General features: G+C 28.2%; 15 protein-coding genes. All 15 read right to left on the minus strand.

What is annotated here, in order from left to right; all coding sequences use genetic code 11:
- Positions 1 to 129 precede the first annotated feature (129 nt).
- Positions 130 to 1137, minus strand: coding sequence for a polysaccharide deacetylase family protein (locus I4V63_RS04540; protein ID WP_243280445.1), 1008 nt, complete (start codon positions 1135 to 1137; stop codon positions 130 to 132).
- A 325-nt stretch (positions 1138 to 1462) separates the two neighbouring features.
- Positions 1463 to 2020, minus strand: coding sequence for an NINE protein (locus I4V63_RS04545; protein WP_196000111.1), 558 nt, complete (start codon positions 2018 to 2020; stop codon positions 1463 to 1465).
- A 249-nt stretch (positions 2021 to 2269) separates the two neighbouring features.
- Positions 2270 to 4192 (minus strand): FUSC family protein, encoded by a 1923-nt coding sequence (locus tag I4V63_RS04550; protein WP_196000112.1) that lies wholly within the window; start codon positions 4190 to 4192, stop codon positions 2270 to 2272.
- Between the two features lie 312 nt (positions 4193 to 4504).
- Positions 4505 to 5338: a prephenate dehydrogenase gene (locus I4V63_RS04555; RefSeq protein WP_196000113.1), complete on the minus strand. Its 834-nt coding sequence runs from the start codon at positions 5336 to 5338 to the stop codon at positions 4505 to 4507.
- Positions 5339 to 5458: 120 nt separating this feature from the next.
- Positions 5459 to 6472 carry a 3-deoxy-7-phosphoheptulonate synthase gene (aroF, locus tag I4V63_RS04560; RefSeq protein ID WP_196000114.1) on the minus strand — a complete coding sequence of 338 codons (1014 nt, stop codon included), beginning with the start codon at positions 6470 to 6472 and terminating at the stop codon, positions 5459 to 5461.
- A 130-nt stretch (positions 6473 to 6602) separates the two neighbouring features.
- Positions 6603 to 7097 (minus strand): shikimate kinase, encoded by a 495-nt coding sequence (locus I4V63_RS04565; protein WP_196000155.1) that lies wholly within the window; start codon positions 7095 to 7097, stop codon positions 6603 to 6605.
- A 22-nt stretch (positions 7098 to 7119) separates the two neighbouring features.
- Entirely contained in the window at positions 7120 to 7935 is an 816-nt protein-coding gene (aroE, locus tag I4V63_RS04570) for a shikimate dehydrogenase (RefSeq protein WP_196000115.1), read from the minus strand.
- 127 nt (positions 7936 to 8062) lie between these two features.
- A complete protein-coding gene (gene pheA, locus I4V63_RS04575) occupies positions 8063 to 9226 on the minus strand; it encodes a prephenate dehydratase (RefSeq protein ID WP_196000116.1) in 1164 nt (387 codons plus the stop codon).
- 125 nt (positions 9227 to 9351) lie between these two features.
- Positions 9352 to 10428: a chorismate synthase gene (gene aroC, locus I4V63_RS04580; RefSeq protein ID WP_196000117.1), complete on the minus strand. Its 1077-nt coding sequence runs from the start codon at positions 10426 to 10428 to the stop codon at positions 9352 to 9354.
- The gene (gene aroA / locus I4V63_RS04585) at positions 10406 to 11701 is read right to left on the minus strand and encodes a 3-phosphoshikimate 1-carboxyvinyltransferase (protein ID WP_196000118.1); all 1296 of its coding nucleotides are present in this window, start codon (positions 11699 to 11701) and stop codon (positions 10406 to 10408) included. Before aroA ends, aroC begins: the two co-directional genes overlap by 23 nt.
- A gap of 169 nt (positions 11702 to 11870) precedes the next feature.
- Positions 11871 to 12917, minus strand: coding sequence for a 3-dehydroquinate synthase (aroB, locus tag I4V63_RS04590; RefSeq protein WP_196000119.1), 1047 nt, complete (start codon positions 12915 to 12917; stop codon positions 11871 to 11873).
- 153 nt (positions 12918 to 13070) lie between these two features.
- On the minus strand, positions 13071 to 14084 hold the full coding sequence (aroF, locus tag I4V63_RS04595) for a 3-deoxy-7-phosphoheptulonate synthase (RefSeq protein WP_196000120.1): 1014 nt from the start codon (positions 14082 to 14084) through the stop codon (positions 13071 to 13073).
- 652 nt (positions 14085 to 14736) lie between these two features.
- The gene (gene cls, locus I4V63_RS04600; RefSeq protein WP_196000121.1) at positions 14737 to 16170 is read right to left on the minus strand and encodes a cardiolipin synthase; all 1434 of its coding nucleotides are present in this window, start codon (positions 16168 to 16170) and stop codon (positions 14737 to 14739) included.
- 288 nt (positions 16171 to 16458) lie between these two features.
- Entirely contained in the window at positions 16459 to 17001 is a 543-nt protein-coding gene (locus I4V63_RS04605; protein ID WP_196000122.1) for an NADH peroxidase, read from the minus strand.
- 129 nt (positions 17002 to 17130) lie between these two features.
- Positions 17131 to 17673 (minus strand): NADH peroxidase, encoded by a 543-nt coding sequence (locus tag I4V63_RS04610; RefSeq protein ID WP_196000123.1) that lies wholly within the window; start codon positions 17671 to 17673, stop codon positions 17131 to 17133.
- Positions 17674 to 17692: the final 19 nt, after the last annotated feature.

Raw genomic sequence — 17692 nt, forward strand, 5'->3', positions numbered from 1 at the left:
GATACCGCTTACCTTTTATTTATCTATATATTAGACTTTTTACCTTTAAATAAAGTTTCAATAATCTTAATTTTTTATAAAATAAAAGGATAAGTTAAAACTCATCCTTTATATTAATATCCATTAACATTATTTAATTGTTCTAAATTCAAATCCTTTGCCTTGTAAATACTCTATTATTTGAGGTAATGCTTTTACTGTTTCTTCTTTACCATATGTGTCATGCATTAAAAGAACAACACTATCTGCATCTGGGCCTAATATTTCTATATTTTCCTTAGCTTTTTGAACTAATTCATCTGCATTTTTATTATGTCCTTGAGCATCCTCATTTAATGCATTCCAATCAATATTACAATAACCTGTTTCTATCATCTTATCTCTCATAGCTGTACGACCTTCCCATGACCAATATCCACCTGGAAATCTAATAACTCTTGTTGAAAAATCATCACCTAATATCTCTTTCATTATATTATTATTTTTTTCAACATCTGATACAATATTATCAACATTCATAGTTCCATTAGGATATAGATAAGTATAGTCGTGTCCGTATGTATGATTTGCTATTGCATGTCCACTTTTAGCAATTTCTTTTAATATATTCTTTTCTTCATCCCCTGCTTCTAACATCTTCCCTAAAACAAAGAATGTGGCCTTAACATTATATCTATCTAACACATCCAATACTTGTGGTGTATTTGTTATTGATGGTCCATCATCAAAAGTTAAATAAACAACTTTTTTACCATCAGTTCTTACCGGATATGATTTAGTGCCATTTAAAAGACCTTTAGTATTTTCAGCTACCATAGCTGCATCATCTGCATTAGGATCATCTTCTAATTTTATATAATTACTATTATTTTCTGAGTTAACTTCTGCTTCTTGTTCTTCTTCAATTATCTGATCATTTTGAATTAATTCATCTTCTTTATTAACTTCATCAGAGCTATCATTTTCCTTATTACTCGCTATATTTTCTTTTAAAGTGTTATTTTCTTTTTTAGAAATAAATTGTACTCCCACTATTGTTACAGCAACTACTATCACACATATAATTAAAACAGTAATATTTTGCTTTTTAATTGTGTCCATCTTACTTCTATTCCTATTATATTTTTTGCCTATCATTATTATTCCCCCTACTGATATAATTACCGCATTTACTATAATAACATATAATTCAATATTATTCCAAACCCTCTTTTACACAAAATCAACTTATAATACTTCATCTTTTATACAAAAAAGAGAAAAAATTAAACTTTTAAACTACTAGTTTTTTATTCTGGTAAAGTTATAAATATCTTTAAATAAGATATAATTAGCTAAAAATTAAAAGGATAAGTATTTAAACCTATCCTTTTAACTTTAAACTTATTCTATTATATAATTTCATAAATATATTTTCTTATTTCTTTTTCAACATTATCACATTTATTAATTCTTTGAATAATTAATTATCAGATAAAGGTACTCCATCAGCGTCAGTTGTTATTGTAGTTCCACATAAAATAAGTATTCCTTCTATGAATCCCCAAAGACTTCCTGCTCCACAAGTTAAAATTGTTACTACAATTTGTATAATACCAATTCCTATATACCCTAAATAAAATCTGTGTATTCCAAGTCCCCCTACCAAAATCCCTAATATTCCTGCTGCAATTCTTGACTTTGGCCTTTTAGCAACATTATTATAGTTTTGATTGTAATTAGGATTATTGTTATAATTAGGGTTATTATTATATCCTTGATTGTTATAATTAGTGTTGTAACTTCCTTGATTATTATAATTATTAGAGTAATTTTGATTATTATTAAATCCATTATATCTGTTTTCATTTACGTCTTTATTATAATTTTCAATAACATTTCCACAGTTATCACAAGTATCACCGTTCACCTTTACACCACATTTATCACAATATCCATTTCCATCTCCAGCCTTAAAGCCGCATTTAAAACAAAAATTAACACCTTCATTTAATTTTTCTCCACAATTTTTACAATACATATTGCTTCCCCCTTAAATAAGTATGTAAATATTATACAGCATTATCAAAAATATTATCCATACATTTTAATACATTTATCTTAATGCTTATAGAGTATTGCAATATATAATAACTACTATCCATACCAATTCACCTAGGTAATAATAATTCAGTTTGTTCTATTACTATAATAACAAAAAACCTAGAATATTATTACCTAGGTTTTTTGCTATATTTTATATTAATTTATTTACCTTTTATTCTGTAACTTATTTAGCTAATATTTCTTTCATTTCTCTTACTTCTTTTATTTCAACTAAAACACTTCTTATACTTGCAAAGATAATCTTATTATCAATACCTTTAGTTGATTTTATATGTTCTTCTACTATTTTTATTGTCATATCTATATCTCCATTTACTGGATTAGATAACATTCTTAAATCATCAATCATATATTCAACGTTATTATGATTAATTTTACTTCTTCTTATTAATACATATAACTGATAAATATCAACAATTAAAATTCTTATCTTATCAAAATAGTTATCAACTTCTTCATTAATATATCCATCATTATTAGCAGCTATTTTCTCTTCTATCATAGTACTTACTAACAATAGGGTATCCATCTCATGACTATCATTATTTTCATTCTTTGCATTTTCATATACTGCTTTTAGCATTCCATTAATTACATCTGTATACATTTCTGATAGTTCATTATTTGCATCTTTCATTTTTACTGGTAATATAAATTTATTAATTATAATGCCTATTATAGTTCCTAGTATAACAAATACTATTCTCTCAATAGTTAATACTACTGCTCCGCCAGACATAGCAACGGAGCCAATTGCACATATTGTAGTATAAATAGTTGCATATCTATATGTAAATGCATATGATCTTAAATAACCTGCAGCCATTATTATTAATACTCTGACTAATGTGTTTGTAAATATAGTAAATAGTAAAACTACAATAATGCCTCCAACAAGTGTTGCAAACATCTTGTCTTTAATTTTTTTCTTAGATAATTCATATATAGGAATTATTATAGTCATTGCTGTAAAGTAAATCCATTTTCCTTCCGGAAATTTAAAATAATCTGCAATAAAGGCTGAGATAGCAACACCTAATGATACTCTAACAGCATAAGAAAATTTCACTGATTTTTTATAAAACTCTTTCTTATGAATATTAATCATTTTATAGTCTTCTGGTATATCACTATTAGCTTCTATCTTGTTATAGTTTTCTTTACCTAATAGCTTTAATTCTTCTAATGACATATTTAACATATGAATAGTGTTTAATATTCTTAAAGTATCTATGTCATGTACATTATCATCTTTATATTTATTTAGTATGTTACTTATATTATCATTAATATTGCTTAAATTATCTTCTTTTCCCAAACTACGCTTTACTTCTTGTAAACAAATTGATAAATCCTCTAATACATATTTATTATTAATATCTTTATCTAATAAATTTGATAACTTTTCTAAAACCACAACAATATTTAGTTTTATCCTACCTTCTTCTGTTACATAAAATTCATCTTTCCTGTTATCATAAACAATTTTTCTAAATTCAGTAGAATTACTCCTTATTGCCTTATTAATTTCTTGTTTATTTATACTTTTATCATTTACCTTTTTTATAATATCATCACAAATATTATCTATTAATTTATTTCCAACCTTAGTAGTTTTATTTTTATTGACAATAAATTGCACTAACATAATTCCAATTGGCGCTACTAAAAGTGAAAGCAATCTCATTGGTAATTCTTTTGCAGTAATTGGAGTTGCTAATAAAAATAAATATTGTAATGAAAATGGTAAATAAACTGGTGACTTTAAGTTATAATAAAACGTATAAATTATTATAAATATAGCTATAAAATTTAAAGGTATAGCTGCCCATACATTTAGATTTGCTAAATATGTAAATATCCCAATACCTATATTTATTATAAGTAATTTAATTAAGTTTTTTCCTGGTGAAATAGTAAGATTAATTTGTGTCAACATTAAGATTGCTGTTATTCCCATTACTCCTACCAGCATATTTTTATCTCCAAAAATAGTTTTAAATATTATTACAAATGCCATTATTAAAATATATAAAACAGTTTGTGATATAATAAATTGTTTTGTTATTTTTTTGGGTTCTGCCAAAATAATCTCTCCCTTTCAAATTAGATATACAAGAAACAATATCACCATAATTTGTAACTCATATCAATTTTGATATTTATGAAAGTATATTTAAAATTATCCTTTTCTCCTATTAATAAACTATTTCAATTAAATTATTATATTATATAAAATATTACACTTCCTATATTTATACTTTTCTCCACACTTATAAATTTTATGCATTAATAAAAAGGTGGCTTCTATAATATTGAACTGCCCCCTGTCTACTTGACAGGGGGCAGTTCATATAGATACCACCTTTTACTTTATCTTAAACTTAAATTCATTAAACTATAAGTTTTCTCTTCTCTTTGAAGATTTTATAAATAACTTCTGAAGACCCTCTTTATCATCTTTCTCTAAACAAGATTTAATTTTATCTAATTCAGCTTCAAAATTATAAATAGTTTCAAGTAAATTTTCTTTATTTCCTAAAAATAATTGACTCCATAAAGCTTCATTAATATTTGCAATCCTAGTTAGATCCCTATAACTATCGCCTATAAACTCCCCTGTATTTCTTCCTTCAATATCACTATTGATAAGGGCTACTGCTAAAGCATGAGGTAACTGACTTGTAAATGCAATCATTTCATCATGGTACTTTGGACATATTCTTTTAACATGCTTAAATCCCATCTTGTATGCTAAATCTTCAATTAAATTTATGTTTTTATCCTTATTCCTATCAATAACTGTAATTAAGAAATTTGCCCCTTTAAAAACTTGATTAGTTGCATAATCTATGCCCTTCTTTTCCCTCCCAGCCATAGGATGTGCAAAAACAAAATCAATTTTTTCTGGTAATATTTCAATTATCTCATTTATAAATAACTGTTTAATCCCAGTTACATCTGTAATTACTGTCCCATCTTTAAAATACTCTTTATTATTTATAATGAAATCTTTTACTAGATTAGGGTAAATAGCTAAGACAATCAAATCAGCATTTTGAATTATATCCTTCTCATCTTCATAACCTTCTTTAATAATTCCTAAAGCCTTTGCCTTTTTTAATGTTTCTATATTATTATCTACACCATAGACTTCACTATATCCTGCTTCTTTAAGTGCCATTGCATATCCACCACCAATAACACCAAGACCTACAATTAGTATTCTCATAATACCCCCCTTTATTTAGTTAATAGTTTTGAGTTAAAAGTTAGTAGTTAAAGATATTTAAGAAACTCCTAAAGGAGTTTTTTTATCCTTAACTACTAACCTCTAACTATTAACTCTTAACTATAATATTTTTCCTTCTATTTCAGCTAAAGCTTTCACTTTTTTCATTACCTTATCAAATAAAGCTGGCTTAAGTGATTGTTGTCCATCACTTAATGCACATTGAGGATTATTATGAACTTCTATCATAAGTCCATCTGCTCCTGCTGCTATTGCTGCTTTTGCAAGTGGCTCAACTAAGTACCAGTATCCTGCTGCATGGCTTGGATCTACTATTACTGGTAAGTGTGATAACTTTTTAATTACTGGTATAGCACTTAAATCTAAAGTATTTCTAGTGTAAGTTTCATATGTTCTTATTCCTCTTTCACAAAGAATAATATTTTCATTTCCACCAGCCATTATATATTCAGCACTCATAAGCCATTCCTCAATAGTTGCAGATAAGCCTCTCTTAAGTAAGATTGGTTTATTAGTTTTCCCTAATTCCTTTAATAAATCAAAGTTTTGCATATTTCTAGCACCAACTTGAATCACATCAACATTCTCTACAAAATCATCTATATATCTAGTGGACATTATTTCTGTAACTATTGGTAATCCGGTTTCCTTTTTTGCAACTTTTAATAACTTTAATCCTTCAAGCTCTAAGCCTTGGAAACTATAAGGTGAAGTTCTCGGTTTGAAAGCTCCTCCCCTTAAGAAATTTGCCCCTGATTCTTTTATTGACTTAGCTATTTCAATTATTTGATCTTCACTTTCAACAGAACATGGCCCTGCCATAATTCCAAGATGGTTTCCACCAACCAAAGTTCCATCCACATTAACAATTGTATCATCTGGTTTAAATAACCTATTTGCTTTTTTAAATGGCTCTTCTACTTTTAATATTTTATCTACACCATCAAAAGACAATATTTTATCTGGATCTATAACCCTAGTTTCACCAACCACACCTATAATACAAAAAGTTGATCCTTGAGAAAGGTTCACACCTAACCCCTGTTTAGTTAATTCATTTTCTACAGCCTTTACTTCTCTTTCGCTACATTTAGGATTCATTACAATAATCATTTCTACCATACCTCCATACTTCATTTAATTAATAATTTTTAGTTAATAGTTTAAGGTTGAAACTCCTTTTTGAGTCTATTAATAATATATTTCTCTAAAGTCTGCTCAAGCAGACTTCATTCCTTAACTGTTAACTATTCACAAGTTTTGCTATTTTATTAACGACCTCTTCTAAGCTTCCTGTATTTTCAACTCTATAATCACAGTATTCCTTATATAAGTCATATCTTTCATCATATAATTTATATAATACTTCTTTACCATTTGCTAGTAAAGGTCTCTTTTCAACTTCTATATCTCCTAATATGTTTTCTACTGGTCTATCAATAAAAACAACTATAGAATTTTTCTTTAAATACTCTATATTTATATACTTCTTAACAACTCCTCCACCTGAAGAAATAATAGTTTTACTTCTTTCTCCAAGGTCTTTACAAGTTTCAGTTTCTATATTTCTAAAATAATCTTCACCATTTTTAAATAATTCTATAATAGTTTTTCCTTGATTATCTTCAATATAAAAATCCATATCTATAAACTCATAATTTAATTTATCTGAAAGTAAATTTCCTACCGTAGTCTTTCCACATCCAGGCAACCCTATCAGTGTAATACTTTTCTCCATATCCTTCATACCTACACTCCTACTACTTAAAATCTTTAGATAAATCATCATATATATAATTTATCAGCTCTTCGCTTATTTCCTTATCATTAAATATAGCTTGACTTTTGACAGCTTGCCCCACCAACATACGTAATCCACCTATAGCAACTTTTCCTTCTTCTGCTGCAAACTGAAGAAACTTAGTTTGCATCGGATTATATACTAAATCTACAGCTACATTAAAATTCCTTACTACTTCTTTACTAACTACAGAGTTATCACTCTTAGGAAACATCCCAACAGGAGTTGTATTAATTATTAAATAGCCTTTTAAACTATTTAGATCATTATAATCAATAATACTTATTCTTTTATCTATATTATTTAAATTAACACTTTCTGGTGTCCTACTTACTATATATATTTTTTCTATTTCATTATCCAATAAGTAAGTAATAACAGCTTTACAAGCACCACCAGATCCTAAGATAACTGCAGTTTTATTTTTCACATTTATATTTTTACTCTTAAGCATAACTTTAATGCCAAAATAATCAGTATTATACCCATAAAGTTTATTTTCTTTAAGCATTACTGTATTTACAGCACCAATTCTAGTTGCTTCATCCGAAATATAATCTAAGTATTTCATTATACTTTCCTTATATGGAATTGTGACATTAAAACCTTTTATCTTAAGCAATTTTACTGATTCTACAAAATCATTTAATCTATCTTTTTGAATTTCAAATAATTTATATGCACCTTCAGTATTATTTTTTTCTAATATTATTTTATTGATTCGTGGTGATAAGCTATGACTCAACTTTTCACCTAACAATCCATAGAACTCCATTTAAGCACCACCTTTGGGTTAGTTGATAGTTAATAGTTTTTAGTTAATAGTTTAGGATAAAATCCTGTAAGAATTTCTAAATATATATTTCTATACTATTAATTCTTAACTTTTAACTCTTAACTAATTACAACTTGCTAACTCTTTTATAGCTTCCAAGCAATTTAAAATACTCACTATTTTCTTCAATTAGCTTAATTGCCTTTTTAACATCTTCATTTTCTATATTACCTTCAAAATCTACATATAAAAGATATTGCCAAGGTTCATTCTTACTTGGTCTAGATTCTATTTTTATCATGTTAATATTATTTTCTGCAAAATGTCTTAAAAGATTATATAAAGTCCCTGACCTATCATCTAAAGAAAATACTACTGTTATTTTATTGCACTCTTTTGATGACTCTAGCTTTCTTCCTATGATAATAAACTTTGTATGATTATCATCTTTATCATTTATTTCTTTTTGAATTATATCTAAATTATATATCTTAGCTGCTCTTAAACTTGCAATTGCAGCCTTTGATTTATCATTTAACTCTGATATATACTTAGCACTTATTGCCGTATTATGAAATGGGATAAGCTTTAGATTATTATGATTACTTAAGAATTCTCTACTTTGATCAAATCCTTGTGGATGTGAATACACTTCCTTTATATCACTAATCTTAGTACCCTTTACCCCTATTAAGTTTTGGTCTATCTTTATACATTCTTCACCAACTATATAAAGTCCATACTTAACTAATAAATCATAAACAGTTGTTATTGCACCTGTACATGAATTTTCGATAGGTAATATTCCATAATCTATTTCATCATTTTTTAATGCTAAAAATACATCTTCAAATTCTTCATAATTATTATTTTCATGGCTCTCTCCAAAGTATTTAATCATTGCCTCTTCACTAAAAGACCCCTTTACTCCTTGATAACCAATTCTAATATTATTTAAATTTCTTTTATCCTTATTAACTGAAATAGTATCTTCTATTTTACTTACAGCATCATCATTATTTTCTTCAAAAATATCTGATTGAAGCCTTCTACTTAATGACATTAAATGATTAAAGAAATTTTCTGTAAGCTTTGAATAGTCTTTATTATTTAACCTATCAACATTCTTTTTTATAACTTCTACTTCCCTTGCTTCATTAAATATAGGAAGATTATTTTCTATCTTATATTTAGCTACATTTATTGCTACATTCATCCTCTTTTCAAATAATTTCACTAACTCTTTATCTATATTATCAATTTCTTTCCTGCATTCTGAAAGATCCATCATTAATCACCACCTTTTATTTAGTTAGCAGTTTTTTAGTTAATAATTAATGAAGAAACCCCTTAGGTAGTTTCTAAAGTATATTTTTCAATTAATTTTAATCTGAATTTATCTCTAAGCCCAAACTACTAACTATTAACTAACTCAAGCACTCCTATTGCTGCTACTGCTTCTATAACTGGAAGCGCCCTTTGCACTATACATGGATCATGTCTTCCTTCTATCTTTAAAGTAGTTTCTTCCATTGTTTCTATATTAACAGTCTTTTGTTCTTTAAATATTGAAGCTGTTGGCTTAATTGCAACATTAAATACAATTGGCATTCCATTAGTGATTCCACCTAGAATCCCACCATTATTATTAGTTCTTGTCTTGATATTTTCCCCATCTAAGTAGTATTCATCATTTGCTTCTGAACCCCTCATTTTAGAAATATCAAAACCTCTTCCAAATTCAATACCTTTAACTGCTGGAACTGAGAACATTAAATGAGCTAATGTTGATTCTACTGAATCAAAAAATGGATTTCCAACCCCAGGATTTACTCCTAAAATAGCACATTCTATAGTTCCTCCTATAGAATCTCCATCTTTTCTTGCATTCATAACTTCTTCTCTCATTACATTTTCTAAATTAGCATTAATTAATGGAAGCTCTTTATCTTTAAATGAATTTAATAACTCATCATTTATATCAGTTTCTAAAAAACTTTCATCTTTTACGCTACCTATAGAATTAACATGTGCTGCAATTACTATTCCCTTTGATTCTAGTATTTGTTTGCAAATAGCTCCAGCAAATACTAATGGTGCAGTTATTCTTCCTGAAAAATGCCCTCCACCTCTATAATCATTAAATCCATCATATCTTATAGCTCCAGTATAATCTGCATGTCCCGGTCTCATTACATCCTTAAGCTTTGAATAATCCTTAGATTTAGTATTAGAATTTCTTATAATTGCACAAAGTGGTGTTCCTGTTGTTTTTCCTTCAAAATATCCACTTAATATTTCTGGAATATCTCCTTCTTTTCTTGGAGTCGATAATGGACTTTTACCAGGTGCTCTTCTTGCCATTTCTATCATTATCTTATCAATATCTATTTCAAAACCAGAAGGTAATCCATCAATATTGATTCCAATTGCATTTCCATGAGATTCACCAAAAATAGATATTTTTATGTTATTCCCCCACATTCCACTCATGAACATCTCCTCCTAAAGCTTTAAAATCATCAAAGAATAGTGGATAAGATTTTGCTATACATTCATAATCCTTTATTACTATCGGCTCTTCACATCTAGTAGAAGCAATTGCTAATGTCATTGCAATTCTATGATCCTTATGGCTCCATACTTCTACGTTACCTTGTAATTTTTCTACTCCTGTAACTAATAATCCATCTTCTTTTTCTATTATCTTAGCGCCTAATTTATTAAGCTCAGATGTTACTGCTGCAAGTCTATCACATTCTTTTATTCTTAATCTACCTGCATTTATTATTTCTGTTGTACCTTTTGATAAGGCTGCTACAGCTGTTAATACTGGAATAATATCTGGACATTGGCTTCCATCAATTATTGTAGAAACTAATTCACCATTAATAATCCCCTTAACATCAGTATCCTTTGAATTAAATACAACATTCATTCTTTCTAAAATATCTATTACTTCCTTGTCACCTTGAAGAGAATTTAAATCTAAATCCTGACATAACACATCATTTCCTAATGCATCTGCACAAAGGAAAAATGCAGCTTGGGAATAATCGCCTTCAACTCTATAATTTCTAGCATTGTATTTTTGATTTCCTTTAACAATAAATTCCCTATAATCATTATTAATTATTTCAATTCCAAAATCACTCATTGCTCTTAATGTTAAATCAATATATCCCTTTGATTCCATTTCAGTAGTAATGATAATTTTAGAATCTCCATTTAATAATGGTAATGTAAATAATAAACCTGTAATAAATTGAGAACTAATATTACCTTCAACTTCAAATATTCCTGGCTTTAATTCTCCATTAATAACTAAATTGAGATTTCCTTCTTCATAAGAATATTCAATTCCTTGATTATCAAATATATTATAATAAGTTGTTAATGGTCTTTTTCCTAAATTTCCTTTACCAATAAACCTACTACTTCCATTGAATAGTAATGATATAGGAACCAAGAACCTTAAAGTTGATCCAGATTCATTACAATCTATAACTCTAAATTCTTTAACCTTTTTAGGTCCTCCATATACTCCAACTACTTCTAAATGATTTTTATACCTCACTATTGTAGCTCCTAAAGATTTCATTGCATCAATAGTTGCTATAATGTCATCTGAATAATCTATGTTTTCTATAATGCTTAACCCTTCACTTAAAGCCGCACAAATAATAGCTCTATGCGCCATACTCTTTGATGGTGGTATCTTAACCTCTCCCTTAAGCCTTGAAGGATTTATCTTTAAATCTGACATATGTTCCCCTTTCTTTTAGTTATTAATTTTGAGTTAATAGTTTAAGTTTGAAACTCCTTATTGAATTTCTTAATAATATATTTTTCTAAAGTCTGCCCAAGCAGACTTTATTCCTTTTCAATATTAGTATTTGCTTCAATAGCTCTTAACTTTTAACTATCTAACCCTATTAACTAAAAAAACTTGTTGTTGTTTTATATATTTCTGAATTACCTATCTCTTTTAATATAATAAGATTTAAGTCATTTCCCATTTTCTTTTTATCTAAGTTAATTGCTTCTATTAATTCTTTTAAATCAACATCCATTTTATAAGGAAGGTTATACTTAACTAAAATATTTTTTATTCTTTCAGCTGTTCCTTTTTTAGTTAAACCCTTTGCTTCACTAAATTTAGTTATTTCATACATACCAATTGCTACAGCTTCACCATGGCTATATTTTTCATAATTATAATGTTGCTCTATTGCATGAGCTAAAGTATGCCCAAAATTTAAAAGCATTCTTTCGCCCTTATCTTTTTCATCATTTTCCACAACTTTTCTTTTAATGTCGCAACATCCATGGATAACCTCTTCCATATAACTCATTAACTGTTGATAATTTTCCATTTTTTCTAACAACTCAAAAAATTTACTATCCTTAATACATCCATATTTAATAACTTCACCCATTCCATCTATAAGAAATCTCTTATCTAAAGAATTTAGAACTTCTGGATCTATTAAAACACATTTAGGGTGATAAAAACTTCCTACTAAGTTTTTACCTCTTTCTAAATCTACAGCAACTTTCCCCCCAACACTACTATCAACTTGCGCTAAAAGTGATGTTGGTATTTGAACAAAATCTATTCCCCTTAAATATGTAGAAGCTGCAAATCCAGTTAAGTCTCCAATAACTCCTCCACCTAATGCAATTATTAAATCGCTTCTAGTTAGGTTAAAATCTAAAAGTGCATCATATACACTAGGTAATATATTAAAGTTTTTAGTCTTTTCCCCTGGTTCTAAAGATAATAACTTTACTTCAAAGTCTTTACCCTTTAATGAAGCCACAACTTTATCACCATAATACTTATTTACATTATCATCAGTAACTATAAATACTTTTCTACCCCTATAAACCTTGCTAACTTCTTCTGCTACTCTACTAATAATTCCTTTTTCAATTATTATAGGATAGCTTCTCTCCTTTAAATCAACTACTAATTCCATTACATCACCCTTCATTTAGTTAAGAGTTAATAGTTTTTAATTAAGGATGAAATTCCTCTATTGGAATTTATTAAAAATATATTTTTTAAATTTAACTTCGCTTAATTTATTTCTTAAACTATTAACTATTAACTATTTTTTACTCTAGCTGTTTTAAATTTCTCTTCCTACAGCAGCTGCTATTAACTTTAAGTCATCCATCAATTTCGCAAATACATCTGGTTTAATTGATTGTTGACCATCACATAATGCCTTTTGAGGATCATTGTGTACTTCTATTATAAGACCATCTGCTCCAACTGCAATAGCTGCTTTAGCAAGAGGTTCAACCATCCACCATTTACCTGCAGAATGACTTGGATCAATAACTACTGGTAAATGACTTAACTTCTTAATTGCTGGTACTGCACTTAAATCTAAAGTATTTCTAGTATATGTTTCAAAAGTTCTTATTCCTCTTTCACAAAGAATAACTTTTTCATTACCTCCAGCCATAATGTATTCAGCACTCATTAAAAGTTCTTCTATTGTTGCTGATAAACCTCTCTTTAATAATATAGGCTTATCAATTTTACCTAATTCCTTTAATAAATCAAAGTTTTGCATATTTCTTGCACCAACTTGAATTATATCTGCCTTTTCAACGAATGTATCTATATCGTATGGTGACATTAACTCTGTCACCACTGGTAACCCTGTTTTAGCTTTTGCTTCATTTAATAAATCTAATCCTTCATATTTTAATCCTTGGAAACTATATGGTGAAGTTCTTGGTTTAAATGCTCCACCTCTTAAGAAACCAGCCCCATATTTTTTAACTTCTTCTGCTACTAATGTAATTTGTTCTTTACTTTCAACAGAACAAGGCCCTGCTATAACTGCAATTTTATTTCCACCTATTGTATGTCCATTAACATCAATTACTGTATTTTCTGGGTGAAATAATCTATTAGCCTTCTTGAAAGGTTCTTGTACTTTCATTACCCTTTCAACATTAGGATTTGCTTCAATGTATGAAGGATCTATTTTAGTTGTATCCCCAACTAATCCTAAAATACTCATTTCTGTTCCTGTAACAGGATTAACGATAACCCCTAAAGATTCTAACTCTCCTATTAATTTTTTAATTGCTTCATTACTCGTTTTTGGTTTTAAAATTACTACCATTTAAATTGCCCCCTTTAATTTAGTTAGAAGTCAGTAGTTTTGAGTTAGTAGTTCTATACTCTTATATACTATTCTCCTTAATACTGTTTTTATATGTAACATATTCTTCTTACGAAAAATATATAACTTTAACTTAATAAGCTTTAATACCATCAAAAGTTTTTATTTTATATATGAAACACCTTCTCCTTTAGAGTCGAATGTGTAACTTCAACTTACCAAATTAAAAATTTGGAGTTTCAGTTATGAAACACCTTCTCCCTTAGAGTCGAATGTGTAACTTCAACTTGCCAAATTGAAAATTTGGAGTTTCAGTTATAAAAAAAAGAGAACTCTCAATGAGTTCTCTTAATAAACTATACTTTAAATACACTTTTAAATATTAAGATATATAAAAAGGTTCACTAAATACTCATTAGAAAAGATTTATTCTTATTTTTGCAAAATAAATAGCCAGCGCTAAAATAAAAGCCCCAGAATATAAAGTAAAAAAAGCTATAAAATTTTGCAGTTAAATTCTTTTCTAATCCTTTCATAATATATACCTCTTAATTCTAATTTTTTAATAATAAAATTACTTCCCTTTATCATAACCATTTTTAACCACTTTGTCAATGTTTTTACATTTGAATTAATATATTTTTTATTTAATTTACAAAATTGGTGCCAATAATCTTATTAATGATTCTTTTATTTTCAAGTTTTTTGGTCGCTTATCGTATTCTTCTTTAATTACTAATTTAGATTTTTCTTGATCATCTAAAAATATTTTTTCCTGTTCTTTTGCTACTTTTTCATTATAAATAAATGCATTAACTTCAAAATTTAATTTAAAACTTCTTATATCTAAATTAGCTGTACCAATACTACATACCTGCCCGTCAGCTACTATTGTTTTAGAATGAATAAATCCATTACTATACCTATATATTTTTATTCCATATTCAATTAATAATCCTATATTGGCACTAAGCATCCATTCCATAAAAAAATGATCTGGCTCGCCTGGAACTATTATTCTTACATCAACTCCTGATAATGCTGATATTTTTAAAGCTTCTAACATAGGGCTATCCGGAACTAAATATGGGGTTTGAATATAAACATAATTTTTAGCACTATTAATAATTTTCATATAAGAATTTTTAATATACTCTTCCATATGATCTGGGCCTGATGATACAATTTGCATTCCTACATCTCCAGCCTTCTCTGGTATTGGAAAATACATAAACATATTTCCCATATTCTCATCGGCAGCATAATCCCAATCTAAAATAAAACGTTTATTAAGTTCATTAACGGCTTCTCCTCTTATTCTTATATGAGTATCTCTCCAGAACTTAAATTGTTTCCCTTTATTTACATATTCATTTCCTACATTAAATCCACCTACATAACCAACTTTTCCATCTATTACAACTATTTTTCTATGATTTCTGTAATTTATGCGCGTATTTATATGTGGTAAAATACCTGGAAAAAATACAGCAATTTTTATTCCATATGATTCAATTTCTTTAATAATATTTTTTGTAATTGCTTTTGAACCCATTCCATCTATAAGAAGCCTTATTTCTAAACCATCCTTAGCTCTTTTTCTTAGTTCATTTATTAATGCCTTACCTAATTCATCATATCTAAAAATGTAGTATTCTATATGTATAAAACACTTTGCATTTCTTATATCCTCAAATAAATCCTTAAATTTATCTTCACCATTAATATAAGTTTTGACATCATTAGCAACTGTATAGACAGCTCCAGAATGGTTGTAATTCATTAATATCAGATCTTCATAATTTTCATTTACTTCACTATCATTACTAAAATTAGATAATTCATGAGTTCCTCTTAATTTATATCTTTTTATTTTATCAGCAAGTTTTTTTTCTCTAAATATTTTCTGCCTACTTAAGTTTTGACCTAGTAATAGATATAAAATTAACCCCACTCCTGGAAGTGCAATTAAAATCACTAACCATGCCCATGTAGTTGTAGGCTCTTTTCTTTCTATAAATATTAACGATAATGCCGAAATTAAATTTAGTAAGAAAAACATTATTAGTAATATTATATATGCCATAAAAAACCTTCCTATATTTTTATTATTTCTTACTATTATACATCACTTTAATTAAATTGCGAAGAATTTAGTTAATAGCTAGTCAATACTCCATAGTCAGTAATAATTTATAAGTTATAAGTGACAAATTAATGTGAAAACTCGCCTTAGAGCTTCTAAAATATATTTTTAAAAAGTCTGCCTAAGCAAACTTTGTTCCTAAACTCATCACTTGAAAGTTGCTACTTGTAAATTACTAAGCCTGAAACTAAAAAATAACCATGCCTATTGGCATGGTTATTTTAAATCTTATGCGAAGTATCTGTTTAATAATCCTTCGAAAGCTTTTCCGTGTCTAGCTTCATCTTTACACATTTCATGAACTGTGTCATGGATTGCATCTAAGTTTAATTGTTTAGCTAATGTAGCTAAATCTTTCTTTCCTTGAGTTGCTCCATGTTCTGCAGCTACTCTAGCTTCTAAGTTAGCTTTTGTATCAGCTACTACTACTTCTCCTAATAATTCAGCGAATTTTGCAGCGTGTTCTGCTTCTTCGATTGCTATTCTCTTGTAAGCTTCAGCAACTTCTGGGAATCCTTCTCTATCAGCTTGTCTTGACATTGCTAAGTACATTCCTACTTCTGTACATTCTCCAACAAAGTTAGCTCTTAATCCTTCGATTACTCTTTCATCTACACCTTGAGCTACACCAATTCTGTGCTCATCAGCAAATACTAATTCTCCTGATTGTTCTACAAACTTATCTGCTCCAACTCCACATACTGGGCATGCTTCTGGTGCAGTTTCTCCTTCATGAACATATCCACATACTGTACAAACAAATTTTTTCATAATTTTATTCCTCCTAAATTTTCATATATTTCATTTTTTTTCTTATTTTCCATTCCTATTATATACTACTAAAGTGCAATGAATCAATCTATACTTTAGTAGTATTTTTTATTTTTTGTTTATTAAATCTTAAGCGAAGTATCTGTTTAATAATCCTTCGAAAGCTTTTCCGTGTCTAGCTTCATCTTTACACATTTCATGAACTGTATCATGGATTGCATCTAAGTTTAATTGTTTAGCTAATGTAGCTAAATCTTTCTTTCCTTGAGTTGCTCCATGTTCTGCAGCTACTCTAGCTTCTAAGTTAGCTTTTGTATCAGCTACTACTACTTCTCCTAATAATTCAGCGAATTTTGCAGCGTGTTCTGCTTCTTCGATTGCTATTCTCTTGTAAGCTTCAGCAACTTCTGGGAATCCTTCTCTATCAGCTTGTCTTGACATTGCTAAGTACATTCCTACTTCTGTACATTCTCCAACAAAGTTAGCTCTTAATCCTTCGATTACTCTTTCATCTACACCTTGAGCTACACCAATTCTGTGCTCATCAGCAAATACTAATTCTCCTGATTGTTCTACAAACTTATCTGCTCCAACTCCACATACTGGACATACTTCTGGTGCAGTTTCTCCTTCATGAACATATCCACATACTGTACAAACAAATTTTTTCATAATTTTATTCCTCCTAAAA

The organism is Clostridium sp. 1001271B_151109_B4 (genome assembly GCF_015670405.1).
GTDB lineage: Bacteria > Bacillota > Clostridia > Clostridiales > Clostridiaceae > Clostridium.